We start from the raw sequence: 24508 nt of genomic DNA, 5'->3' as shown, positions 1-24508 counted from the left end.
TGCAGGGCGGTGGTGTGACGCGGGGACTGGCTACCAGATCCGCACCCGCTGCTCGGGCGGCAGGTACAACTGCTCGCCCTGCTGCACATTGAACGCCGGATACCAGGCATCGAGGTTGCGCACGGTCTGCGCGCGGAAACGTCCGGGTGCGTGCACGTCGGTGAGCACGGCATTGCGTAGCGCCTCGTCGCGGTACTTGCCGCGCCAGGCCTGGGCAAAGCCCAGGAAGAAGCGCTGGTCCGGGCTGAAACCGTCGATGGTCTGCGGCTGCTTGCCCTGCAGCGACAGCTGATAGGCGTCATAGGCGGTGGCCAGGCCGGCGACGTCGGCGATGTTCTCACCCAGCGTCAGCTTGCCGTTGACGCTCAGGTCGTCGAACGGCTTGTACGCACTGAACTGCGCGGCGAGCGCATTTCCGGCGGCCTCGAATTTTTTCAGATCCTGCGGCGTCCACCAGTTGTGCAGCTCGCCATGTTCGTCGAACTGCGCGCCCATGTTGTCGAAGCTGTGGCTGATCTCATGGCCGATCACCGCGCCGATGGCGCCGTAGTTCACCGCATCGTCGGCGGCCGGATCGAAGAACGGCGGCTGCAGGATCGCGGCCGGAAACAGCAGGCGGTTTTCCAGCGGTACGTTCAGCGCGTTGACCTCCTGCGGCAGCATGTACCACTCGCGGTGATCCACGGCCTTGCCCAGCTTGGCCAGATTGCGCCGGTACTCGAACAGCTCGGCGCGCTGCACATTGCCCAGCGCGTCGTCGCGGCGCACATCCAGCGCGCTATAGTCGCGCCAGGTGTCCGGATAGCCCACCGCCACCGTCAGCCCGGAAATTTTGGCCTTGGCATGCTGCTTGGTCTGCGGGCTCATCCACTCCAGCGCATCGATGCGTTTGCCGAAGGCGGCGACGATATTCCTGACCATCTCCTCGGCACGCGTCTTGGTCTGGGCGCTGACGTACTTCTGCACATAGCGCTCGCCCACCGCTTCGCCCAGGGCCGCGTTGGTGGCGTCGATGCCGCGCTTCCAGCGCTGCCGTTGTTGCGGCGTGCCTTCCAGCGTGGTGCCGTAGAACGCAAAGCGCTCATCGGCGAAGGCCTTGGACAGATACGGCGAGGCGCGATCCAGGGCGCGAAAGCTCAGGTAATCCTTCCAGGTCTGCAGCGACTCGGAGCGCACCAGCGCCGACAACCTGGTTACCGCGCCGGGCTGCCAGACGATGAAGTCCTGCTGCGCCTTTAGGCCGGCCGCTTCGAAGAACGGCGCCCAGTCCAGGCCGGGCGCGTTATGCGCAAAATCGGCCTGTTTCCAGGGGTTGGCGCCGGCCTGCACGTTGTTGGTCTGTTCGGCGGTGGCGTGCACGCGCGCCATCGCGGTTTCCAGGGCCAGGATGCGCTCGGCCCTGGCCGCCGCGTCATCGATGCCGGCCAGTTCCAGCAGTTTGACGATATGCGCGCGGTAGGCGTCGCGCATCTGCGTCATGCGCCCGTCGTCCAGATAGAAGCTGCGGTCCGGCATGCCCAGGCCGCCCTGCACCAGATACGGCACGTAGCGGCCCGGATGATGCAGATCCTGCGAGATCCACAGACCGAACAGCCGGTCGGTATGGAAGTTGGTGGAGTTGAGCAGATCCACATCGGCGCGCAGCTGGCCGCCCAGGGTGCGCGCCAGCGCCTGCTTGTCATCCAGCTGCGCAATCGCGTCCAGTTCCGGTTGCACCGGGCGCACGCCCTTGGCCTCGATCCCGGCTTCGTCCATGTAGGCCGCGTAGTAATCGCCAATCTGCTTGTCTTCGCCGGTGACACGGTCGTTGGCGGCGGCGCCCTCGATGATGTCGCGGCTGTGCTGCTCGGTCTCGATCGCGATGCTGACGAAGCTGTTGAAGCTGGAGCGGTCGTCCGGGATCTGGGTGGTCCTGACCCAGTTGCCGCTGGCGTAGCTGAAGAAGTCGTCGCCTGGTGCCACGCTGCGGTCCATGCCTGCCGCATCGAAACCGAAATCGCCCAGCTTGGGCGTGGTGGGCGCGGGCTTGGCGTGCGTCGTCGTTGCCGGTGAGGTGCCATCGCGGTGGCACGCGGCGGTGCTCAGCAGGGCAGCCGACAGCGCAGCGATCAGGACAGGACGGTGCAGAAGAGCCATGCGAGTGCAACTCGGAAACGAAAAACAGACATACCAGTGTAAATTGCCGCCGTCGCCACGTCCCGACGCGATGGCAGCGCGCGGCCGGCATGGCGGCGTGCGGACACGCGCGGTTCAGCGCCGGCGCTGGTACCAGAAACCCAGCGCATCGCGGGTCTGCAGCATGCCGCGCCCTCGCCACAGAAAGCGCAGCAGCAGGCTCAGGTGCTCGCGCTTGGAAAAGCTGCGCAGCTTGCGGTCGGAGGTGTGCACGGTCTGGCGCAGGATCACGAACCGCCCGCAGCGTGCCAGCGCGCGGCTCAATGCTACGTCTTCGCCGGCGTAGTAACGCGTATCGAAGCCGCCGGCGCTGACGAATGCCGCGCGCGTGCAGAACAGGAAGCAGCCCGGGGCAATGCCGCTGAGACGGAACAGCCAGCCGAACGTCGCCTGCGCCATGCGTTCGAACCACGCGCGCCTGCCCTGCAGATGTACCTGCGCGCCACCGCCGACCGCGCCGGCATCCAGCGCCGCCAGCGCCGCGCCGACCACTTGCGGGTTGATCAGCGTATCGGCGTCCAGAAACAGCAGGCGATCGCCCTGCGCCTGCTGCACGCCGGCATTGCGGGTGGCGGCGATATGGCGCAGTTGCACCTCCAGCACCTGCGCACCGGCCGCGCGCGCGATGGCGGCGGTGTCATCCTCGCAGGCATCGGCCACCACGATGACCTCGTAGTCCAGCTGCATGGCCTGCGCACAGGCGTGCAGGCATTGCAGCGTCTGGCCGATCAATACGGCCTCGTCATGGGCGGGGATCACGAAGGACAGCATGGCAGGACGTGTCACTCGGACGGTGGTGATGCCAAGTGTGCGAGCCATACCGGTGCGATGGCGTGAGCGCATGCAATCGCCGCACAGCTGCGACTGCGTGCACTCACGTGAGCACGCTCAGCGGCTGAGCGCGCCCATCATCGCTTCCGGATACCGCGTACCGGACGCGGCCTGCAGCGGGAAGATCGCATCGATGCGTGCGAGTTCGTCCGGCATCAGCGCCACATCGAGCGCGCCGAGGTTTTCTTCCAGGTAGGCCAGCCGCTTGGTGCCAGGGATCGGCACCAGATCCTGGCCCTGCGCCAGCACCCAGGCCAGCGCCAGCTGCCCCGGCGTGATGCCCTTGTCGGCGGCGATCGCCTTGACCTGCTCCACCAGTTGCAGGTTGCGGGTGAAGTTCTCGCCCTGGAAACGCGGCGAATGGCGACGGTAATCGTCGGCCTCGAAGTCGTCCGGGGAGGCAAATGCACCGGTGAGGAACCCGCGGCCCAGCGGCGAATACGGAACGAAGCCGATCCCGAGCTCGCGCACGGTGGCGAAGACGCCGTTGTCCTCGGGCTCGCGCGACCACAGCGAGTATTCGGTCTGCACCGCGGTGATGGGATGCACCGCATGCGCACGGCGGATGGTGGCTGCAGCGGCCTCCGACAGCCCCAGGAAGCGCACCTTGCCCTGTTCGACCAGACGCGACATCGCACCGACGGTGTCTTCGATCGGCACGTTGGGGTCCACGCGGTGCTGGTAGTACAGGTCGATGTGCTCCACGCCCAGGCGGCGCAGGCTGGCTTCGCAGGCCGCCTGCACATAGTCCGGGCTGCCATCGATGCCGCGCACCGACGGATCGTTGGGGTCGAGCTTGATGCCGAACTTGGTGGCCAGAAACACTTCGTGCCGGCGCGCGGCAATGGCCTTGCCGACCAGGATTTCATTGGTGTGCGGGCCGTACATGTCGGCGGTGTCGAGCAGGCTGACGCCGTGGTCGAGGGCGCGATGGATCACTGCGATCGAGCCGGCTTCGTCGCTGCGATCGCCGTAGAACGCGCTCATGCCCATACAGCCGAGGCCGAGCGCAGAGACGGTGGGGCCGGAACGGCCAAGCGTGCGGGTTTGCATGGTGGAGGAAACTCCGTGCGGCGAACAAGTCAGGGGAGGATGCGGCGGCGCGCGTTAGCACGATGTGGCCCGTGCGATGACGGCGCTGTGGGCGGCTGGCGGGCTGCCGTGGCGTCCGCTGGGCGCACAGGCAAACGGCGCACAGCCAAGCAGTCGGCAGCACAGCGCGCAAAACGCGGGCGGGCGACGCGACTCAACGCAAGAACCCGCGCATGCCGGCAGGCCAGGGCCCACCGCCATGCACGGGTGTTCTTACGTAGGCGCTACCACTGGCCGCTTCAGCCCTTGAGCTTGCCGGCGAATTCGGCCACGCGCTTGCCGAGCAGCTTGGCGGTTTCCAGATCGCCGCTGCGCGGCGCTTCTTCCGGCGAGGCATCGGAGGGCGAGATCGCCAGCGCGCCTGCCGAGCCGGCGGTCCAGTTGATGTCCTGCGGACCGTGCGCCTTGGTGTTGGACGGCAGCAGGCCGGTACCCACCCAGACCTGGCCGTGCTGCTGCGACAGCGTCCAGAAATACTGGATGGTGGCGTACTTGTCGCCGTTCACCGAGGCCGAGTTGGTGAAGCCGGCGGCGATCTTGTCCTTCCAGGCCTGCGCAAACCACGGCTTGGAGCTGGCGTCGGCAAACTTCTTGAACTGCCACGCCGGCCCGCCCATGTAGGTGGGGCTGCCGTAGATGATGGCGTCGGCTGCGCCGATCGCCTCCCAGGCGTCGTCGGGCAGGTTGCCGTCCTGATCGATGCGGTACAGCGTGGCCTCGCCGACGCTGGCAGCGCCGGCATGCACGGCTTCGGCCAGTTTGACGGTGTGGCCGTAGCCGCTGAAGTAGATGATGGCGATCTTGCTCATGCGCAATCCTGTTGATCCGGGTGGGGGCCCGATTGTGACCACACATGCCGTGTCAGGTTAATGACCATCGACGGGACGTACTGTTGCCGGGCTCATCAGCGCCCGGGATCGCCCATGCTGTCGACCAGGTAGTCGATGAAGCTGCGCACCTTCGGGGCCAGGTGGCTGCGGCTGGTATAGACGGCAAAGATGCCGATCTCCCCCAGTGCGTATTGCGGAAGGATGCGCACCAGCCGGCCGGCGGCCAGATGCTCGTCGGCCAGGAAGTCCGGCTGCATCGCGATGCCCAGGCCGGCCACCGCCGCCGCGCTCAGCACATGCCCGTTGTTGGCGCGCAGGCTGCCGTGGATGCGCACATCGCTATCGCCATCGGGCCCATGGAAGCGCACCTCGTCGCCGTTGGGCGAGTAGTGGTACAGCAGGCAGTCGTGGCCGGCCAGGTCGGATGGATGCGTCGGGGTGCCGGCGCGTGCCAGGTAGGCCGGCGCCGCGCAGGGCACCAGGCGGACCGTGCCCAGGCGCCGGGCGATCAGCGTCGGCGCCGGCTGCCGGGTGATGCGGATGGCGACATCGAAACCTTCTTCGACCATGTCCACCAGCCGGTCCGACAGCGACAGGTCCAGTTCCACCTGCGGGTAGCGCGCGCAAAAGCCCGGCAGCAGCGCGGCCAGGCGCTCGATGCCATAGCTCACCGGCGCATTGACCCGCAGCACCCCGGCCGGCTCCAGCGCCTGCGCGCCGACCGTGGCCTCCAGATCGTCCAGGTCGGCCAGCAGTTGCAGACAGCGCTGGTAATACGCGGTGCCGGCGCTGGTCAGGCTGACCCGCCGGGTGGTGCGGTTGAGCAGGCGGGTGCCCAGCCGTTGCTCGAGCGCGGCGACCTGCCGGGTCACGCTGGCGGTAGAGCGGTCCAGCGCATCGGCGGCAGCACTGAAACCGCTGCGTTCGGCCACTGCTGCGAACACGCGCATCGCATCGAGGGTATCCATGGATGTCCGATTGTTGCTTTGATCGCAATAAATTATCCGAACTAAAACTATTTATCAGAAATTTGTAAGCAATAGGCTGTGCAGGTCCTCACTGGAGTCCGTCCAATGTCCACCTCGCTTGCTTCCCCGCGTACCGCTGCCTATGGCGCCGGCTTGTTGCGCATCAGCCTGGGCGCGCTGTTCCTGGCCCACGGCCTGATCAAGTTGCTGGTGTTCACCCCGGCCGGCACCGTGGCCTATTTCCACTCGCTGGGCCTGCCGGGCGCGCTGGCCTATCTCACCATCGCGCTGGAACTGGGCCTGGGCCTGTCCCTGCTGCTGGGCATCTATGCGCGCTGGATCGGGCTGCTGGGCGTGCCGCTGCTGCTGGGCACCATCGTCAGCGTGCACGGCGGCAACGGCTTCGGTTTCTCCAATCCGGGCGGCGGCTGGGAATACCCGGCGCTGTGGGCGGTGTTGCTGATCGTGCAAGCCCTGCTCGGCGAAGGCGCGTGGGCGCTGAAGCCGGCGCGTTGAGGCTGCCTGTCGTTCTTTCGAGGAGTACGCCATGACCCGTTTGCCTTCCCTGTACATCTCGCACGGATCGCCGATGACTGCGCTGCAGCCAGGGCAGGTCGGCGAGCGCCTGGCCGAGCTCGCGCAGACCTTGCCGCGGCCGCGCGCGATCGTCGTTGCATCCGCGCACTGGCTGGGCCGTCGCCCGCTGGTCAGCGGCGCGGCGCGGCCGCCCACCATCCATGACTTCGGCGGCTTTCCGGCGCCGTTGTACGAGCTGGAATATCCTGCGCCCGGCGAGCCGGCGCTGGCGCAGCAGATCCTGCGCCGGCTGGAACAGGCCGGCCTGCATCCGCATCTGGACCCGCAGCGCGGTTTCGATCATGGCGTGTGGGTGCCGCTGCGCCTGCTGTATCCGGCCGCCGACATTCCGGTGGTGTCGGTGTCGATCCAGCCCGAGCTGGGCCCGGCGCACCAGTTTGCGGTCGGCCGCGCGCTGGCGCCGCTGCGCGAGGACGGGGTGCTGGTAATCGGCTCGGGCAGCATCACCCATAACCTGCACGACTTCCGCCATGGCTACAGCGCCGAGCGCGAGGCGCCGTATGTGCGGCCCTTCATCGAGTGGACCGAGCGCAAACTGGTGGAGGACGACATCGCCGCGTTGCTGGACTATCGCCGGCAGGCACCGCATGCGGCACGGGCGCATCCCACCGACGAGCACCTGTTGCCGCTGTACGTGGCGATGGGCGCCGCCGGCGCCGACCGGCTCGGCGCACAGCGCATCGATGCCGGCATCGACGCGGGGTTTCTGGCGATGGATATCTACCGGTTCGACGGCGATCCCGGTGATGATCGCGCGCTTGCGGGCCCGGTCGCCGCCTGAGCCCTGGCGGCCGCAGCACGCTTGCACCGTCGCTGTCATCGCCTGTGCAGGCGGCATGCCGTCCCCGCAATCTCGAGGCACTGCCCAGCCGCCTGCAAGCCATGACATGTGGCCAGTTACTGCCGCTGCAAACCGCTGTGGTGCGGTGGCTACACCAGGCAAGACCCATGGCGATACGGCTTGGTACCTACGGCGCACCGGCCCGCGGCGACCGGGCATGCTGCCCGCAAGAGCCGGCGGCGCAGCGACAAGGCATGCTGCCCGCAAGAGCCGGCAGCGCAGCGACCAGGCATGCTGCCGACGAGAGCCGGCAGCGCAGCGCTCTGAAGCATTCACGATGAAGTGCGGTGCAGTCTCATAGGCTGAGACGCCTTCACGACATGCTGCTTGCGTGAAAATCCTCGACAAACTCGCAGTGCTGGCCGATGCGGCCAAATACGACGCGTCCTGCGCCTCCAGTGGCGCGAACAAGCGCAATTCGCTCGGCACCGGCGGGATCGGCAGCACCGAGGGCATGGGCATCTGCCACTCGTACACGCCCGACGGCCGCTGCGTGTCGCTGTTGAAGATCCTGCTCACCAATTTCTGCGTGTTCGATTGCGCATATTGCGTCAACCGCGTGTCCAGCAATGTGCGCCGTGCGCGCTTCACGCCGGAAGAAGTGGTCACGCTGACGCTGGACTTCTACAAGCGCAATTACATCGAAGGCCTGTTCCTGTCCAGCGGCATCATCCGCAACTCCGATTACACGATGGAGCAGCTGGTGGAAGTGGCGCGGCAGCTGCGCGAGGTGCATCACTTCGCCGGCTACATCCACCTCAAGACCATCCCCGATGCAACGCCGGAATTGCTGGCCGCCGCCGGCCGCTACGCCGACCGCCTGAGCATCAATGTGGAGCTGCCGACCGAGCAGGGGTTGACGCTGCTGGCGCCGGAAAAAAGCGTTGGCGGCATCCGCTCGGCAATGGGTGAACTGCGTTGGCGCATCGAAGAAAACCAGCTGGAGCGCAAGGCCGAAAAGCTGCGCCGCGCCAAGCCGCCGCGTTTTGCGCCGGCCGGGCAGAGTACGCAGATGATCGTCGGCGCCGACGATGCCAACGACCGCAGCATCCTGGACACCAGCCACAATCTCTACGGCAATTACCGGATGCGCCGGGTGTACTACTCGGCCTTCAGCCCGATCCCGGATGCCTCGTCCAAATTGCCGCTGCAGGCACCGCCGTTGCAGCGCGAACACCGGCTGTATCAGGCCGACTGGTTGCTGCGCTTCTACGAGTTCAGCGTGGAGGAGATCGCACCGGCGCAGTCCAGCGGCATGCTTGATCTGGACGTGGATCCGAAGCTGGCCTGGGCGCTGCGCAATCCGGAGCGGTTTCCGGTGGATCTGAACGCGGCGCCGCGCGAGATGCTGCTACGGGTGCCGGGCCTGGGCACGCGCAATGTGGAGCGCCTGTTGTTGTCGCGCCGGCATGCGCGCTTGCGGGTGGGCGACCTGGCGCGGTTGCGGGTGCCGATGAAGAAGCTGCTGCCGTTTGTGAGCGTGCTGGACCATCATCCGCGCCAGCGCCTGGACGACCCGGTGCGCTTGCGCGCGCAACTGGCGCCGGCACCCCGGCAGGCGAGTCTGTTCGATTGAAACCGCAGCTGGTCGCCGGCGTCCGGCGATCCGCCGCGTCCGCTGGCGTCTGCCGTGTTGCCGGGCAAGCTGCTCGAAGTGCGGAGAAGGGTCGCATCAGGCGCAAAGCTGCCACCGAACGCCATTGCTGACACAGGAACGCGACGCTTTGCGACTCCCCAATCTTAAATCCCCAATCCCACCTCTCCATGCTGACCACCGCGATGCTCAACGCTGACGTCGAGCCGGGCTGGAGCCTTGAAGCATGGCGTGCGCTGGCGCGGGCGGGGTGGTGCGCGCAGGTGGAGCCCGACTCCATCGCGTGGACTGGCGGAGCGCAGGGCGGCTTGTTGATGGGGCAGGGGCTGCTGGATTTGCCGGCCGTGGCTGCAGCGCCGCGGGTGTCGGCGGAGTTCCTGCAGATGGCCGGAGCGGTGTTGTGTCACCGCGATCCGCAGCGCTATGCGGTGCTGTACCGGCTGTTGTGGCGGGTGGCCTGCGGCGAGCGCGCGCTGCTGGAGCGGGCCACCGATGTCGACGTGCATCGGGTGACGCAGTGGCAAAAGGCGGTGCAGCGCGATACGCACAAGATGAAGGCGTTCGTGCGCTTTCGGCGTTTGCCGGTGGAAGAGGAAGACTTCGTGGCTTGGTTCGAGCCCGAACATTGGATCGTGGATCGGGTGGCGCCGTTTTTCGCGCGCCGCTTCGCCGGCATGCGCTGGGCGATCCTCACCCCGTATCGCAGCGTGCGCTGGGACGGTGACGCATTGACGTTCGGCGAGGGCGCCGTGCGCACCCAGGTGCCGGCCGACGATGCGCAGGAGACGCTCTGGCGTACCTATTACGCGCATATCTTCAATCCGGCGCGTCTCAATCCGACCATGATGCGGCAGGAAATGCCGCAGAAATACTGGAAGAACCTGCCCGAGGCGAGCCTGTTGCCGGAGCTGATCCGCGAGGCCGGGGTGCGCGTGCGCGAGATGGCCGAGCGTGCGCCCGAGCCGGTGCGGCGGCGAGTACCGGCGGCGGCGCCGGTCCCGGAAGTGGCCACGCAAAGCCTGGCGCAGTTGCGTGTGGCCGCGCGCGATTGCCGGCGTTGCGCGTTATGGCAGCCGGCAACGCAGACGGTGTTCGGCGAAGGGCCGAGCGATGCGTCGGTGATGGTGATCGGTGAGCAGCCCGGCGACGAAGAGGATCTGAGCGGGCGTCCGTTTGTCGGGCCGGCCGGGCGTTTGTTCAACATGGCGCTGGGCGAAATCGGCATCGACCGCGCCACGGTCTACGTGACCAATGCGGTCAAGCATTTCCGCTTCGAGCAACGCGGCAAGCGGCGGCTGCATCGCAACCCGGAACGGTCGCATGTGCAGGCCTGCAGTGGCTGGTTGCATGCCGAACGCGCGCAGCTGCGTCCGGCGCAGATCGTCTGCCTGGGCGCGACCGCGGCACAGGCGGTGTTGGGAAGCAGCTTTCGCTTGATGCAGCAGCGCGGCCAGTGGCAGTGGCTGGACGACGGCACGCCGGTGCTGACCACCGTGCATCCCTCGTGGGTATTGCGGCAGGGCTCGGAGGCCGCGCGCGAGGAAGGCTACCGCGGGTTTGTCGAGGACCTGCGCCAGTTGCTGGATGCACCGGTTGCTGCAGAGCGCATGGCGAAGACATAAAAGATGCGCGTGCAAATGCACGCGCACGGTGTCGGAGAACGAGACACCAAGTGGAACCACTGGCGAGCCAGTGGTTCCCTCACCGCCGCTTTGCGGTGTGGTGGCGCTGCCTGGAGCCTGTTTCCAGGCACGCGCGGATACAACGATGCAAAACAGTGTCTGCGCCTCGTGCTGTGCAGCTGATGCGCCGGCGTTGTAGGGCAACGCCAGCGCGGCCAATCACTTCAAGGCGGCCAACCACTTCAGGCAAGAGCGACAAACAGGATTGCTGCAGGGTGGTCAGGCAGGCGCGGTGTTCGACATCGGCATGTACCACCCGTACCTGCCGGTGTCGAGCGCAGCGTCCACGCCTACCCGAGTGCTTGCGGCAATGCAGCTGCTCTGAACGTTGCTGGCGTGCGTAATTCGTCGTCGACCCATCGACGGAACCTGGCTGCGTTCCGCCGATGCAGGTCACGCGCCTGCGACTGCCTGCGTCAGGCAGCGAGCTGCCGTTACGGCATCAACACCTTGTCGACCACGTGGATCACGCCATTGCTCTGCATGACATCGGCAATGGTGACGTTGGCGGTGTTGCCCTTGGCATCGGTGATGGTGACCTTCTTGCCGTTGAGCTTTGCGGTCAACGCCTCGCCCTGCACGGTGGTCAGCGAGGCGCTGCCGCCGCCGGCCTTGATCTTGGCGATCAGCGATGCGGCGTCGACCTTGCCCGGTACCACGTGATAGGTCAGCACCTTGGTCAGCGTAGGCTTCGATTCGGGCTTGAGCAGCGTTTCCACCGTGCCGGCCGGCAGGGCGGCGAATGCGGCGTTGGTCGGGGCAAACACGGTGAACGGGCCCGGCCCCTTCAGTGTGTCGACCAGGCCGGCGGCCTTGACCGCGGCGACCAGGGTGGTGTGGTCCTTGGAGTTGACGGCGTTGTCGACGATGTCCTTGGTCACCAGCATCGGCGCACCGCCCACGGTCGGGTTCGATGCGGCGTAAGCGGGGGCCATGGCGCTGGTCAGGGCAATGGCGGTGGCAATGGCAAGCGACTGGAATGAGGTCTTCATGAGGCATCGATCCTTTGGGTAAGCGACTGCCTGGATGGCAATCGTAGTGCTGGATACGCGGGTAGATGCAGCGCGGATGCATCACGCGGTTTTTACACGGGCGTACCTGGCACCGCGTTGCTCGAGATCGTCATAACGCAGACGTCGACACAGCCTGTTGCGCTCGCTGGGCTCGGGCGGCAGCTGCAACCCAGGCATGTGCCGGTGGTCGAAACCGAAGCGATGCAGGTCGAGGTGCCATTGCAGACAGGACGCGATCGACTTGCCGCCGTCCATGCGATGCGCAGCCAGTGCAGGCAAGGTTCAATGCGTTGCTGACGACAGTTACCAGCAAGCGCGAAGAAGTTAGGCAAGATTATCTTTAGTCCTGCAACCTGATTATCGAATGCGTGAATATCAGGTGGTTTTTGCTACATAAGTTCGTGGGTGAAGCCGGACTAAATAAGCAACGCTGTAGCATGATGACGGCAGTGATCTGCTGCTTGTGTCATGTAACCTCGCGCCACCGGCTGCACTTATCTCAGCTAGCGTGGAGTGCAGATAATGACCCTGAACCTTGCAGGCTGGCTCCGCATTTGCGGCCAACGCAATTCACCGAATCACGCAGAAAGGTTGTAGCTAGATGACACAGAAAAAAACCCAATGCACGCGGCTGGCACTGGCAGCATGCCTGGCTGCAAGCGTGATGGTGTGCGGCATGACGCAGGTCTCGGCCGCAGCGCCGGCTTCGACGCCAACGCCAACGCCAACAAAGGCCCTTGCTCCGTCCAGTGAAGCCTATCGGCCAGGGCAGCAATGGATTGTTCCGGGCGAGTGGCAGTTCACTATCGATGCCGTTCGCCCGGCCAAGGTGAACATCCATGACGATGGCGGTGGGTCCTGGCGGCCTACGCAGGTGCTGCTGGTGAGTTACAGCTACAGGAACATCGGGTTCGATGACAGCGCCAACGACAAGGGTGGCGGGCCGTCGACGCTGGCGTTTTCAAAAGCCCATATCGATGTGGTCGATGCCAACGATGCGGACAACGGCGGCGCAGGCAATTACCCGGTGCACCTCAAACTCGTGGAAGACGCCAACGGCCAGAAGATCGGCCAGCAGATGGTCGGCGCGCAGTGGCCGTATGCCTTCCGGAAAAAGCCCAAGGTAGTCAAGGTGGTGGTGAGTCACTACGACTCCAGGCTGCAACTGCAGCAAGCGACCTTCATCGTCCCGGTCGAGACCACGCGGCAATCGTCCCCGCATGCGAAGCGGCACGTTCGCCATAGCTGATTGCAGTCTGTCGGTGAACTGCCTGGCAGGGCGCTCCCGCAACAGAGCGCGCGCGTCCATTCGCTGGCGTATCCAACGGCGCCGCGCCGACCCGAGTCGGCAACGGTGTGACATTGACGGGCCCCGATGGCAGATCTGCCGCAACGAACGGCAAGCCGGGCGAGGTGGCGCAAAGGTTTCATCGCCGGATGCAAACCGGTATGTTTCCGTAGGCGCGTGATGGTGCGTTGCACTATGCGATGCCGCACGCGCGCACCGTTTCTTCTTCCGGGTTTTCCATGCATTCGATCGATGTCGTCCTCGCCATGTTGCTGGCGGTCGCGGCCAGCGGTTATCTGATCCGCATCCTGCCGTTCTCGTTGCCCCTGCCGTTGGTCCAGATTGCGCTTGGCGCGGTGGTTTCGGGTGTGTTCGATGCCGGGCACGAGCTGGAACCGGAGCTGTTCTTCCTGTTGTTCCTGCCGCCGCTGCTGTTCCTGGATGGTTGGCGCATTCCCAAACAAGGCCTGTTCCGCGATAAGGCGGCCATCCTCGAGCTGGCACTGGGTCTGGTGGTGTTCACCGTGATCGGTGCGGGCCTGCTGATCCATTGGCTGATCCCGGCGATGCCGCTAGCGGTGGCCTTCGCGCTGGCGGCGATCATCTCGCCGACCGATCCGGTGGCGGTGTCCTCGATCGCCTCCAAGGTGTCGATCCCCAAGCGGCTGATGCACATCCTGGAAGGCGAGTCCCTGCTCAACGATGCCTCCGGGCTGGTGTGCTTCCAGTTCGCGGTGGCCGCGGTACTGACCGGCAGCTTCTCGCTCGCCACCGCCTCGCTGACCTTCCTGTGGGTGGCATTGGCCGGCTTGGCGCTGGGCGTGGCCACCACGTTTGGCCTGAGCCGCATCCAGGCCTGGATCTGGCGCCACTTCGGCGAGGAGCCGGGTTCGGCGATCCTGGTCAATCTGCTGACCCCGTTCGCGGCCTATCTGCTGGCCGAGGCCTTCCATGCTTCCGGCATCCTGGCCGCAGTGGCCGCCGGCGTCACCATGAGTTACGTGGAAATGGCCGGCAACGCGCCGGGCAACATGCGGCTGCAGCGCTCGGCGGTGTGGGACACGGTGCAGTTCACCTTCAATGGCATCATCTTCGTGCTGCTCGGCGAACAGTTGCCGGGCATCCTGGACGGGGCGGTGCGCAGCGTGCAGGAGGCCGGGCACCTCAATCCGTGGTGGCTGGCGGTGTACGTGGCCACCATCAGCGCCAGCCTGATGGCATTGCGCTTCGTGTGGGTGTTCCTGTCGCTGCGCTGGAACATCTTCAAGGCGCAGTGGCGCGGCGAGCAGCATGTCAGCCCGCCATGGCGCATCGTGGTGGCGGTCTCGCTGGCCGGCGTGCGCGGTGCGATCACCCTGGCCGGCGTGCTCACGCTGCCGTTGATGCTGGAAGACGGCTCGCCGTTTCCGGCCCGCCAGCTGGCGATCTTCCTGGCCGCCTCGGTGATCCTGGTGTCGCTGCTGGTGGCCAGCGTGGCCTTGCCGCGGCTGCTGCGCGGGCTGGAATTGCCCGAGGAGGAAGACGAGCAGCTCAAGGAAGACCTGGCGGTGAAGGCGGCCTCGCAGGCGGCGCTGGAAGCGGTGGAAAAACTGCGTCAGCGGCTGGTGGACGGCAGCAAGCATGCCGAGCGCTACAACGCCGCCGCCAATCAGGTCAGCCAGCGTTATCAGCGCAAGCTGGGTGCAGTGGACATGGCCGAGACCGATCCGGAAGAGGCCGGTGCCTACGAACAGGCGCTGCGCCAGTTCCGCCATGCCGCGCTGGTGGCCGAGCGCAACGAGCTGTTCAAGCTGGCCAGGCGCCGCGAGATTTCCGACGACCTGTCGCGCCGGCTGGTGCGCAATCTGGACCTGATCGAGTCGCGCAAGCGGGCGTGAGCGCGCGGGAATCGGGAGTGGGGAATCGCAGGAGCAGCAGCGGTTGCCGTGTTCGGGTAGGAGCGCACCTGGGCGCGATGGGGCGTTGGCGGGAAAGCCCCATCGCGCTCAGGCGCGCTCCTACGGAGATGCGCCGACTAACAGGCGCAGCAGGCGTACGCGGTCCAGTTCGCTGAGGCTTCCCGGCGCGCGCCGGAAGACACCATTCCATCCGCACTTCTCCCATCTTCATGGCGCACGGCCTACCCTGTGCGGCTGATCGCTCCAGTGCAGAAGACATGACTCCAATCGTTTCCATCCAGGGATTGAGCAAGACCTACGCTGGCGGTTTTCAGGCGCTCAAGCAGGTAGACCTTCAGATCCGGCGCGGCGAGATCTTCGCGCTGCTCGGTCCCAACGGCGCCGGCAAGACCACGCTGATCAGCATCATTTGCGGGCTGATCAACCCCAGCACCGGCACCGTGCTGGCCGATGGCCACGACATCGTGCGCGATTACCGCGCCGCGCGTGCCAGCATCGGCCTGGTGCCGCAGGAGCTGGCCACCGACGCGTTCGAAACCGTCTGGGCCACCGTGCGCTTCAGTCGCGGGCTGTTCGGCAAGCCGGCCAATGCGGCGTATCTGGAAACGGTGCTGCGCGAGCTCTCGCTGTGGGACAAGCGCCACAACAAGATTTCCACGCTGTCCGGCGGCATGAAGCGGCGCGTGCTGATCGCCAAGGCGCTGGCGCACGAGCCGCGCATCCTGTTTCTGGACGAACCCACCGCAGGCGTGGACGTGGAGCTGCGTCACGACATGTGGCAGATGGTGCGCAGGCTGCGCGAGCAGGGCACCACGGTGATCCTGACCACCCATTACATCGAGGAAGCCGAAGACATGGCCGACCGGGTCGGGGTGATCAATCGCGGCGAGCTGGTGCTGGTGGAAGACAAGCACACGCTGATGCGCAAGCTCGGCAAGAAGCAGCTCACGCTGAGCCTGCAGGCACCGCTGCAGGCCATCCCGGCCGCTTTGGCCGATCTGCCGCTGGAGCTGTCGGCCGACGGCAACAGCCTGGTCTACACCTTCGACACCCAGGCCGAGCAGACCGGTATCGGTGCGTTGCTGCGCCGGCTCAACGAGCAGGGCATCGACTTCAAGGACCTGCATTCCAGCGAGAGTTCGCTGGAGGAGATCTTCGTCAACCTGGTGCATGGCGCCCGCAACGTGGAGGTGCGCGCATGAACCGGCATGCGATTGCGGCGATCTACCGCTTTGAAATGGCGCGCGCCTTCCGCACGCTGACCCAGTCGATCGCCTCGCCGGTGTTGTCGACCTCGCTGTATTTCGTGGTGTTCGGCGCGGCGATCGGCTCGCGCATGGGTGACATCGACGGCGTCAGCTACGGCGCCTTCATCATTCCCGGGCTGGTGATGCTGTCCCTGCTCAACGAGAGCATTTCCAACGCCTCGTTCGGCATCTACATGCCGCGCTGGGCCGGCACCATCTACGAGGTGCTGTCGGCGCCGGTGGCCTGGTGGGAGATCGTGATCGGCTATGTGGGCGCGGCGGCCACCAAGTCGGTGTTGCTGGGCTTGCTGATCCTGCTCACCGCGCGGCTGTTCGTGCCTTACGAGATCGCGCATCCGCTGTGGATGCTGGGCTTTCTGGTGCTCACCGCGCTGACCTTCAGCCTGTTCGGTTTCATCATCGGCATCTGGGCCGACGGCTTCGAAAAACTGCAGGTGATCCCGCTGATGGTGGTGACGCCGCTGACCTTCCTGGGTGGCAGTTTCTACTCGATCAACATGCTGCCGCCGCTATGGCAGAAGGTCACCCTGTTCAACCCGGTGGTGTACCTGATCAGCGGGTTCCGCTGGAGTTTCTACGGCAAGGCCGACGTGCACATCGCGGTGAGCACCGGCATGACTTTCCTGTTCCTGCTGGTGTGCCTGGGCGTGGTGGCGGCAATCTTCCGCAGCGGTTACCGGCTCAAGGCGTGAGTGGTGACGGCAGTGGTTTGGTCGGCCGCACCCTGGTGGATGCCGTCGGCAGTCCGGGTCAACGTTGACTGGGGCGAGTGCGCGGCGCCCTTGCCGCTCGCGGGACGCGCCGTGAACCCGGCCCTGGGGACTCGGTAGCCGCATCCATGCCGTCCCACGGTCTCGCAATCGGCGAGGGCGCCACTCCAGAGAGTTTGCCGACTGCTTTATTGAAAGCTCTGCGCAACGAAACGACCACCTCCGATGGTCCTCGCCCTCTCGCAGTCGCCAGCGCTGACAAGGACGTACTTGCAGCGTGCCCCGCGAGGTGGGCGGGCCAGGGCCCTGCAGCCACGGCGCAGGGCAGCCGGCCTGCAGTAGCCCGGCGTGACGTGGTGGTGTCAGCCGCTCTTATTCGGCAGCAGGCTTGGCGTCGCTCTTGGTGTCCAGGAAGTAGGCCACCACCTCACCCTTGATCTTCATCGTCATCGGGTTGCCGCGACGGTCGCGGGCCTTGCCGACCTGCACCTTGATCCAGCCTTCGCTGACCGAATACTCCTCCACGTTGTCGCGTTCGACACCGTTGAAGCGCACGCCGACGCCGCGGCCGAGCGCATCGGCATTGTGGAACGGGCTGCGTGCATCGATGGCCAGATGATCGGGAGGGGTATCGCTCATGGGAAAGGCGTCATGGCGGCCGGGATGGCCGTCTTCGGCCGCACAGGATACGGGCCCGCGCCGCGAAGATCAGCCCCGGCGCTGCCTGCGCACGCGCTGGGAGGTTTGCTTGCGCCCCGCCAGGCCTCACACTTCACGCCTGCACTCCTGGAACCAGACCGCCATGCCCGATAACAGCGCCGATTACGAAGACGACGAAGGCCTGCAGCCCGAAGGCGACGAAGACGATGTCGACGACCACCCGGCGCGGGTGTGGAATCTGCTGGTGCTGATCAATCCCGGCGACGAAGACACCGCCCTGGGCCAGTTCGATACCTGGCGCGAGGCGCAGGCCGACCTGGACGACGACGAGGGCGACGATGCCTGGTTGTGGGCCTTGAAGGATGCGATCGACTGGCGCTCGGGCTTTTTCGTGGACTGGAAGGACACCGACGCGTTCATTGCCGCCATCGACGAACTCAGCGCGCGCTGGAACCTGCGCATCGACTGGGGCGGCGACCTGGATGACGAGGAGTTTTCCAGCGATCTGAGTGTGCCCGACCTGATGGCGGTGGCCTTCGATCGTCTGCGCGAGCACGGCTACTCGCTGTGGAACTGGAACACCGGCGGCGACGCCTATGCCGGCTGGATCGCGCTCAGCCGCGACGACGACGCCATGCTGGCGCTGACCTCGCTGTTGGGGGTGGAAGTGCGGCTGGGGAATGAGGCGTTCTGAGGGGCCGGGATTCGGGAATTGGGATTCGGGAATCGTAGGAGCGATCTGTGGGTGTGGTTGTGCCGAGCCGCGGTGGTGCGTGCTGCCGCAGCAGCATGCCAAGCGCCTGGTGGCCACTAAGGTCTGCCGCGCAGGCATGGTCCACAGCCCGGCGATTGCCACGTAGGAGCGTGCCTGCGCGCGATCGGGCATTACCGGGACAGCTCCTCGCGCTCAGGCGCGCTCCTACAACGGCGCGCCGTCATGTGCAGAGGGATGTCGTCATCATGGGTGCTGGAAGTTGCAGGCCTCCAGGCCAGGACGCATGAAGGGGCCCGCGCTTGCCACGTAGGAGCGTGCCCGCGCGCGATCGGGCATTACCGGGACAGCTCCTCGCGCTCAGGCGCGCTCCTACAACGGCGTGCCGTCATGTGCAGAGGGATGCCGTCATCATGGGTGCTGGAAGTTGCAGGCCTCCAGGCCAGGACGCATGAACGGGCCAACGCTTGCCACGTAGGAGCGTGCCCGCGCGCGATCGGGCATTACCGCGACAGCTCCTCGCGCTCAGGCGCGCTCCTACAACGGCGTGCCGTCATGTGCAGAGGAATGCCGTCATCATGGGTGCTGGAAGTTGCAGGCCTCCAGGCCAGGACGCATGAACGGCCCAGCAATTGCCACGTAGGAGCGTGCCTGCGCGCGACGGGCGTTACCGGGACGGCTCCTCGCGCTCGGGCGCGCTCCTACAACGGCGTGCCGCCAATCAGGTTGTGGCGATCGCCGTTACGACTCCCCAACCCCGACTCCCCAATCCCCGCCTCAAGGCGCCTCGCCGCGCGCCTGTGCACGCGCGTTGGCGATCAAGGCCTTGAGCAGGGCGCGGTCGGTGTGACGGGAGATCGCAATGGCACCGAGCGCGATCGCTTCGGCGCGTAGCGTTGCGGACACATCGTAGTGCGCGCCGCTGAGTTTGTTCTGGAAGGCGCGGCGGGGAATGCCCAGCCGCGCCGCCATTGCATGCAGCTCGTCCAGCGTATCGCCGAGCAGGTGCGCCCAGCGCTGCTCGCGCCACGGATGCACCGCATCGTCGACGTAGACGGCCACGGGCAGGCCCTTAGGCCTTCTTGCCCTTCTTCTTCTTGCCGCCGTCGGTTGCGTCGTCGGCGTCGTCCTGCGACGCGTCGCCTGCGGTGTCGGCAGCGGCGTCTTCGGCGCTGGCATCAGCATCGGCATCGGTGTCCGCATCGGCATCTGCCGGGGCATCGCCTGCCTCGGCGTCTGCGGCTTCGGCTTCGCCGTCGTCGCCTTCAGCGTCGCTGTTCTCGAACTCGGACACCAGCGTGGTCAGGTATTCCTCGGCGGTCTTGCCGTCTTCGGCGGCCAGGTCGTCGATCATCTGCTGCAGCTGGGTGGAGTATTCCAGCGAGATGGTCTTGCCTTCCTTCTCCTGCAGATTGGCCAGGTGCTTGAGCATGGCCAGCATCGGCACCGGGTTGTCGGCGCTGCCCATGGTCTGGCCGCCGATCGACAGCAGCCATTCGCTGCCGTTTTGCAAGCCGATCGCAGCGACCACGCGGCCGTCGGCATCCTGCAGCACGGCATGGTTGGCGATCTGCGGCGCCTGGCCCAGACGGACGATCGGGCGCTTGGGTTGGGACTTCTTGCGCTTGTCGCGCTTGGCCTTGGAATTGCGGGACACGGTGTTCTCGACGCTGGGAATGGCCGACCATTCTAGGCGCTTGCGCGTGACCCGGCTCGGGTGCCGCCGCCAGGCCGATGAACGCCGGCCGCGCCGGACGATGCTGCTGTCGGCGCTTCCAGCGCTCCGAAGGCCGCTGACGCCGATATGTCGGACAGGCTGCAGCGGCTGGCACCGCGGGTCTGTCGGAGCGCCAACGCGCGATTTCCGGTCAGGATCGGAATTCAGGACGACAAGCTCTAAAAGCCCAGCAAGCCCGACAAGCAGCCCGCAGGGCGACCAGATCCGACATGCGCATCAAGTTCGGCATGCACATCGGATTCGACATGCACGACAACGTGCCGTCTGCCGTCTGCCGTCTGCCGTAGCCGTAGCTGTGGCCGCAGCCAGCAACCGCCAGGAACGCCAAAAACCGCAAGACAGCTCTTCAGGCCAAGTTCCCGCAGCCGCCGTCAGCGCCGCGCGGGTACTTCGCTGACCGCAGTGCGCGGTGCGGCCACGGCGGCTTCGGCAGCCTTGGCCAGTGCGGTGGCCGAAGCCACCTGGCTGCGCGTGGAGACGCGCGGTGCCGCCGGCGCAGCGCTGGTGGCCGGAGGCGCTGCAGGGGGCGATGTGGCGCTGGCCGCAGCCGCAGGTCCGCCCGTCGGCGCAGCAGCGCTGGGTCCTGCCGCAGGCAGCGCGGCCGGGGTCCCCACCGCCGTGGTGGCGGTTGCTGCGGCACTCAGATCCGGCACATGGGTGTCGGCATCGTGGGTGGGCTTGCCCAGCGCAATGCCCTGGCCGGCGCCGGCCAGCGCGGCCTGTTCGGCATCCTGGGTCATCACCACGATGCTGATGCGGCGGTTGATCGGGTTCTGCGGGTCGGTCTTGTCGAACAGCACCGACGAGGACAGCCCCACCACGCGGGTGACCTTGGCATCGTCCATGCCGCCGCCCACCAGCGCACGGCGCGCGGCATTGGCGCGGTCGGCGCTGAGTTCCCAGTTGGTGTAACCGGTATCGCTGCTGTAGGCGGTGGTGTCGGTGTGGCCGGTGATGCTGATGTGGTTGGGCACCTGGTTGATGAAGCTGGACAGCTCGCGCAGGATTGCCACGGTGTACGGCTTGAGCTGGTCGCGGCCCATGTCGAACATCGGCCGGTTCTGCTTGTCCACGATCTGGATGCGCAGGCCGTCCGGGGTGAGGTCGAGCAGCAACTGGTCCTTGAACGGCTCCAGCGCCTGGCTCTTGTCGATGGCCTCTTTCAGGTCCTGCATCAGCGCTTCCAGGCGCTTCTTGTCCCTGGCGCGGCTGTCTTCGTTGGTGTCGGCAGCGTTGTCGCGCTTGCGGCCCATCTCGTCCTTCTGCCCCTTGGCCATATCGGCGGTGCCGCCGAGCTTGATCATCGAGGTGCTGGCGCCGCCAGGGCCATTCATGCCCGGCGAGGGGGCCGGCGACTTGCCCGACAACGGGCTGGGATTGCGGAAGTATTCCGAGATCGCCGCGCGCTGCTCCTTGGTGGTGGCGGCCATCAGCCACAGCACCAGGAAGAACGCCATCATCGCGGTCACGAAGTCGGCAAACGCCACCTTCCAGGCGCCGCCATGATGGCCGCCGCCCTGCACCTTCTTGACCCGTCGGATGACGACGGTGGATTTGCCCTCGGCCATGACCGCGGTCCTACTTGATCGTCTTCAGGTGCGTTTCGAAATCCGCAAAGCTCGGACGCACGTTGGAGGGCAGCGTCTTGCGCGCGAATTCCAGCGCAATCTTCGGGTTGTAGCCACGCAGGCAGGCCAGCAGCGCGGTCTTGACCGCCTCGTACATGCGCCCGTCCTGCTCGGCGCGCGCTTCCATCGCCGCGGCCAGCGGTGCGACGAAGCCATAGGCCAGCAAAATGCCCAGGAAGGTGCCGACCAGGGCGGCGCCGACGTGGTGGCCGATCTCCTCGATCGGCCCGCCGATCGAACCCATGGTGATCACGATGCCGAGCACGGCCGCCACGATGCCGAAGCCGGGCAGGCCGTCGGACACCTTGCTCAGCGCATGCGAGGGCGCCAGCGCCTCGTGGTGATGTTTTTCCAGCTCCAGCTCGAGCAACGGCTCCAGCTCGTGCGGCTCGATGTTGCTGCCGATCATCAGGCGCAGGCAGTCGGTGATGAAGTCCAGCAGGTGATGGTCGGCGACCACCTTGGGGTAGTTGCCGAAGATGGTGCTGTCCTGCGGTTTTTCGACGTGATCTTCCAGCGCCATGAAGCCATCGCGGCGCGCCTTGTTGAGCAGCTCATAGATCAGGCTCAGGGTGTCCTTGTAGTCGTCGGACTTGTACTGCGGGCCCTTGAACACGCCCAGGATGCTGCTGAAGGTCTCCTTGACGATCTTGCCGGGCGTGCTGACCAGAAACGCACCGAACGCCGCGCCACCGATGATCATCAGCTCGTACGGCTGCCAGAGCGCGCCCAGCTTGCCGTGCGACAGCACATAGCCGCCGAGGACACTGACGATGACGACGATGAAGCCGATGATGATGAGCATGGCGCAGCCAAAAGCAAACAGGGTTGCTGTTGTTTCGGCTTGCGCGGCGGATTCTTGAAGCGCACGGCGTGAAGGTGTGCGGTGTAACTGAACGATCGCTCGGTGGATCGCATCTTCACGCGGCAGGTTGCGGCGCTGTCGTTACTTGCGCCAGGTGCGCTCAGGCCGTTCCAGCCCTTGATTGAAGGGCTTTGCGGCGCGGATGCCCACTGCAAGCAATCCCTGCAACGCTCATCGTGACCTAGCCTTGCTCAGGTGAATCGCGCCTGGCTACAGCGTTGGTTCGACGCCTTGTCGGGGTCGCTGCATTGCGTCGGCAATGCGGCAGCGCCTGCCAGTGGGCGCAGGTGTTGCAGGCATGCATCCGGCACGGAATCCCTCCGGGCCGGATGCATGTGTCGGCTCAGGCCGGTTGCGTCTCGGCGCCTGCGCGCTGCAAGGGGTTGGGCAGGGCCTGGCCGTTTTCGGTAAAGCCCAGCGAGACCGAGTTCAGGCAGTGGCGTTCACCGGTCGGCGGCGGGCCGTCGGGGAACACGTGGCCCAGGTGGCTGTCGCAGCGCGCGCAGACGATCTCGGTGCGGATCATGCCGTAGCTGGTGTCACGGATTTCGCGCACATGGGCAGTGTCGTACGGGGCGAAGAAGCTCGGCCAGCCGGTGCCGGATTCGAACTTGGCGCTGGAGCGGAACAACGGCAACCCGCACAGGCGGCAGGTGTAGACGCCGTCGAGCTTGTTGTCCAGGAACACCCCGCAGAACGGCGCTTCGGTGCCATGGTGCAGCAGCACGCGCTGTTCCTCGTCGCTGAGCCCGGCGATCAGTGCGTCGCGTTGGGCGGGGGAAGGAGGGGTCAGATCGAACTGGCTCATGGGGTTCTCGCATGCGCGCGCTGGCAGGGTGCCGCGCCTGCACCCGTGATGTGGGCGCTGTCGGCGTGGTTCAAGCGTGCCGGGACCAAGCGCCGCTGGCGCAGGCCGGGGCGCGGAGTGGGAGTTGGGGTGAGGTTACGGCGGCGAAGCCACGACGCAGTACTGATTGCCAGGCTTCACGCACCCCCATCCGGCACTGCGCGCCAGCTTGTCCCGATGGGAGCGGGAAGTGCCTTTCGCGCGGCGCTCATCTGGCGAACGCGTTCATCCCGCAGCCGATCCCGCGTATTGCCGCAGCACGCAGGCGCCCCCATCCAGTGAGTACTTCTCGATCAAGCACGGTGTCCGTCATGGTGATCTCTTCTTCAATGCGCGGCCTGCTGCTGTGCGGCCTGCTGGCTGCCGCCGGCGCTGCGGCGGCGCAATCGGCCACCAGCACACGCTCGTCCAATACCCTGCAGCCGATCACCAGCCCGACGCCCGCCCAGCCCACGCTGACCGCGCCGCGCGCAGTGCAGCCCGCGCCGGCTACGGCTCCGGTGCCATCGCAGCTCGGCCAGCGCCCGTCCGCGCCCACCATCCCGACCCGTGGCCCGGCCCAGACGCCGGTGGCGCCGGCCGGCAGCCAGGTTGCGCCGGCCAGTGCGCCGATGGTCTACGACCGCAATGGCCGCTTGCTGCAGGGCATGCAGCCGGCCGGCGCCAACCGCGTGCTGGATACCAAGACCGGGCGCTATTACGACGCGGTCCCGGCCGGTGACGGCATGCGCGTGGTGCGCTGACCCACGCCGTTACCAATCCCCACTCCCGAATCCCAAATCTCAGCCCTCGATCGGCAACGCCAGCGTCTCCTTGACCTCTTCCATCACGATGTAGCTCTTGGACTCGCGCACATGCGGCATGGTCAGCAAGGTGCTGCCGAGCAGCTTGCGATAGGAGGCCATCTCGCTGATGCGCGCCTTGAGCAGGTAGTCGAAATCGCCCGAGACCAGATGGCATTCCAGGACGTTGGGCAGCTTGAGCGCGGCGCGCCGGAACTCCTCGAAGATGTCGCCGGACTTGTAGGCCAGGCTGATCTCCACGAACACCAGCAGGCTGGCCTTGAGATAATGCGGGTCCAGCCGCGCGTAGTAGCCGGTGATGGCGCCATCGCGCTCCAGCCGGCGCACGCGCTCGGTGCAGGGCGTGGTCGACAGGCCCACCCGCTCGCCCAGTTCGGTAAAGGAAATCCGCCCCTCCTGCTGCAGGATGCGCAGGATCTTGCGGTCGATCTTGTCCAGCTCGCGGGTGCGGGTCGTCATCGGGTCTGT

General features: G+C 66.2%; 24 protein-coding genes. 10 read left to right on the top strand and 14 right to left on the bottom strand.

The window, feature by feature from the left end:
* Positions 1–30 precede the first annotated feature (30 nt).
* The 5 genes from ACCQ04_RS17720 to ACCQ04_RS17700 form a co-directional block, all read right to left on the bottom strand.
* Positions 31–2100 (bottom strand): M13 family metallopeptidase, encoded by a 2070-nt coding sequence (locus ACCQ04_RS17720; protein WP_226427586.1) that lies wholly within the window; start codon positions 2098–2100, stop codon positions 31–33.
* A gap of 150 nt (positions 2101–2250) precedes the next feature.
* Positions 2251–2946, bottom strand: coding sequence for a glycosyltransferase (locus ACCQ04_RS17715; RefSeq protein WP_039510084.1), 696 nt, complete (start codon positions 2944–2946; stop codon positions 2251–2253).
* A 117-nt stretch (positions 2947–3063) separates the two neighbouring features.
* Positions 3064–4059 carry an aldo/keto reductase gene (locus ACCQ04_RS17710; protein WP_024940767.1) on the bottom strand — a complete coding sequence of 332 codons (996 nt, stop codon included), beginning with the start codon at positions 4057–4059 and terminating at the stop codon, positions 3064–3066.
* Between the two features lie 278 nt (positions 4060–4337).
* Positions 4338–4907 (bottom strand): flavodoxin family protein, encoded by a 570-nt coding sequence (locus ACCQ04_RS17705; protein WP_039518741.1) that lies wholly within the window; start codon positions 4905–4907, stop codon positions 4338–4340.
* Positions 4908–5002: 95 nt separating this feature from the next.
* Complete coding sequence (locus ACCQ04_RS17700; RefSeq protein WP_039525174.1) at positions 5003–5896, bottom strand: LysR family transcriptional regulator; 894 nt, start codon at positions 5894–5896, stop codon at positions 5003–5005.
* 105 nt (positions 5897–6001) lie between these two features.
* Between ACCQ04_RS17700 and ACCQ04_RS17695 the strand changes: the two genes are divergently transcribed.
* From ACCQ04_RS17695 to ACCQ04_RS17680, 4 genes are all read left to right on the top strand, one after another.
* Complete coding sequence (locus ACCQ04_RS17695) at positions 6002–6412, top strand: DoxX family protein (RefSeq protein WP_226427506.1); 411 nt, start codon at positions 6002–6004, stop codon at positions 6410–6412.
* Positions 6413–6443: 31 nt separating this feature from the next.
* Complete coding sequence (locus ACCQ04_RS17690) at positions 6444–7274, top strand: dioxygenase family protein (RefSeq protein ID WP_046344515.1); 831 nt, start codon at positions 6444–6446, stop codon at positions 7272–7274.
* 391 nt (positions 7275–7665) lie between these two features.
* Positions 7666–8910: a putative DNA modification/repair radical SAM protein gene (locus ACCQ04_RS17685; protein WP_016900902.1), complete on the top strand. Its 1245-nt coding sequence runs from the start codon at positions 7666–7668 to the stop codon at positions 8908–8910.
* A 203-nt stretch (positions 8911–9113) separates the two neighbouring features.
* Positions 9114–10550 (top strand): UdgX family uracil-DNA binding protein, encoded by a 1437-nt coding sequence (locus ACCQ04_RS17680; RefSeq protein WP_226427585.1) that lies wholly within the window; start codon positions 9114–9116, stop codon positions 10548–10550.
* 494 nt (positions 10551–11044) lie between these two features.
* On the opposite strand, the gene ACCQ04_RS17675 is transcribed toward ACCQ04_RS17680, so the two are convergent.
* Positions 11045–11602 carry a fasciclin domain-containing protein gene (locus tag ACCQ04_RS17675; protein WP_016900899.1) on the bottom strand — a complete coding sequence of 186 codons (558 nt, stop codon included), beginning with the start codon at positions 11600–11602 and terminating at the stop codon, positions 11045–11047.
* A gap of 81 nt (positions 11603–11683) precedes the next feature.
* A complete protein-coding gene (locus ACCQ04_RS17670; protein ID WP_115042717.1) occupies positions 11684–11878 on the bottom strand; it encodes a hypothetical protein in 195 nt (64 codons plus the stop codon).
* 346 nt (positions 11879–12224) lie between these two features.
* Between ACCQ04_RS17670 and ACCQ04_RS17665 the strand changes: the two genes are divergently transcribed.
* The 4 genes from ACCQ04_RS17665 to ACCQ04_RS17650 all read left to right on the top strand — a co-directional run bounded on the left by ACCQ04_RS17665 (position 12225) and on the right by ACCQ04_RS17650 (position 16769).
* Positions 12225–12872 (top strand): hypothetical protein, encoded by a 648-nt coding sequence (locus ACCQ04_RS17665; protein ID WP_226427505.1) that lies wholly within the window; start codon positions 12225–12227, stop codon positions 12870–12872.
* A gap of 278 nt (positions 12873–13150) precedes the next feature.
* A complete protein-coding gene (locus ACCQ04_RS17660; protein WP_016900897.1) occupies positions 13151–14788 on the top strand; it encodes a Na+/H+ antiporter in 1638 nt (545 codons plus the stop codon).
* A gap of 278 nt (positions 14789–15066) precedes the next feature.
* Complete coding sequence (locus ACCQ04_RS17655; protein WP_054593062.1) at positions 15067–16011, top strand: ABC transporter ATP-binding protein; 945 nt, start codon at positions 15067–15069, stop codon at positions 16009–16011.
* Positions 16008–16769, top strand: a complete 762-nt coding sequence (locus ACCQ04_RS17650; protein ID WP_054593061.1) for an ABC transporter permease — start codon at positions 16008–16010, stop codon at positions 16767–16769. Before ACCQ04_RS17655 ends, ACCQ04_RS17650 begins: the two co-directional genes overlap by 4 nt.
* Before the next feature lie 390 nt (positions 16770–17159).
* On the opposite strand, the gene ACCQ04_RS17645 is transcribed toward ACCQ04_RS17650, so the two are convergent.
* Positions 17160–17426, bottom strand: coding sequence for a DUF3297 family protein (locus ACCQ04_RS17645; RefSeq protein ID WP_046344507.1), 267 nt, complete (start codon positions 17424–17426; stop codon positions 17160–17162).
* A 163-nt stretch (positions 17427–17589) separates the two neighbouring features.
* Here ACCQ04_RS17645 and ACCQ04_RS17640 point away from each other — a divergent pair, with 163 nt between their 5' ends.
* On the top strand, positions 17590–18141 hold the full coding sequence (locus ACCQ04_RS17640; RefSeq protein WP_024940705.1) for a DUF6630 family protein: 552 nt from the start codon (positions 17590–17592) through the stop codon (positions 18139–18141).
* Between the two features lie 795 nt (positions 18142–18936).
* Here ACCQ04_RS17640 and ACCQ04_RS17635 read toward each other — a convergent pair.
* The 5 genes from ACCQ04_RS17635 to msrB form a co-directional block, all read right to left on the bottom strand.
* On the bottom strand, positions 18937–19221 hold the full coding sequence (locus tag ACCQ04_RS17635) for a DUF4031 domain-containing protein (protein ID WP_024940290.1): 285 nt from the start codon (positions 19219–19221) through the stop codon (positions 18937–18939).
* A gap of 10 nt (positions 19222–19231) precedes the next feature.
* On the bottom strand, positions 19232–19816 hold the full coding sequence (locus ACCQ04_RS17630) for a hypothetical protein (RefSeq protein ID WP_104567930.1): 585 nt from the start codon (positions 19814–19816) through the stop codon (positions 19232–19234).
* Between the two features lie 452 nt (positions 19817–20268).
* Positions 20269–21465, bottom strand: a complete 1197-nt coding sequence (motB, locus tag ACCQ04_RS17625) for a flagellar motor protein MotB (protein ID WP_226427504.1) — start codon at positions 21463–21465, stop codon at positions 20269–20271.
* Between the two features lie 10 nt (positions 21466–21475).
* Positions 21476–22330, bottom strand: coding sequence for a flagellar motor stator protein MotA (gene motA, locus ACCQ04_RS17620; protein ID WP_024940287.1), 855 nt, complete (start codon positions 22328–22330; stop codon positions 21476–21478).
* Positions 22331–22733: 403 nt separating this feature from the next.
* Positions 22734–23198: a peptide-methionine (R)-S-oxide reductase MsrB gene (msrB, locus tag ACCQ04_RS17615; RefSeq protein WP_046344500.1), complete on the bottom strand. Its 465-nt coding sequence runs from the start codon at positions 23196–23198 to the stop codon at positions 22734–22736.
* A 350-nt stretch (positions 23199–23548) separates the two neighbouring features.
* Between msrB and ACCQ04_RS17610 the strand changes: the two genes are divergently transcribed.
* Positions 23549–23980 (top strand): hypothetical protein, encoded by a 432-nt coding sequence (locus ACCQ04_RS17610; RefSeq protein WP_226427584.1) that lies wholly within the window; start codon positions 23549–23551, stop codon positions 23978–23980.
* 39 nt (positions 23981–24019) lie between these two features.
* On the opposite strand, the gene ACCQ04_RS17605 is transcribed toward ACCQ04_RS17610, so the two are convergent.
* Complete coding sequence (locus ACCQ04_RS17605) at positions 24020–24499, bottom strand: Lrp/AsnC ligand binding domain-containing protein (protein WP_024940284.1); 480 nt, start codon at positions 24497–24499, stop codon at positions 24020–24022.
* Between the last annotated feature and the right edge of the window lie 9 nt (positions 24500–24508).

It is taken from the genome of Xanthomonas sp. NCPPB 2866, assembly GCF_041475745.2.
Lineage (GTDB): Bacteria > Pseudomonadota > Gammaproteobacteria > Xanthomonadales > Xanthomonadaceae > Xanthomonas > Xanthomonas arboricola.
Note: the sequence above shows the minus strand (reverse complement) of the source record. Positions and strands in the feature narration are given on the sequence as shown.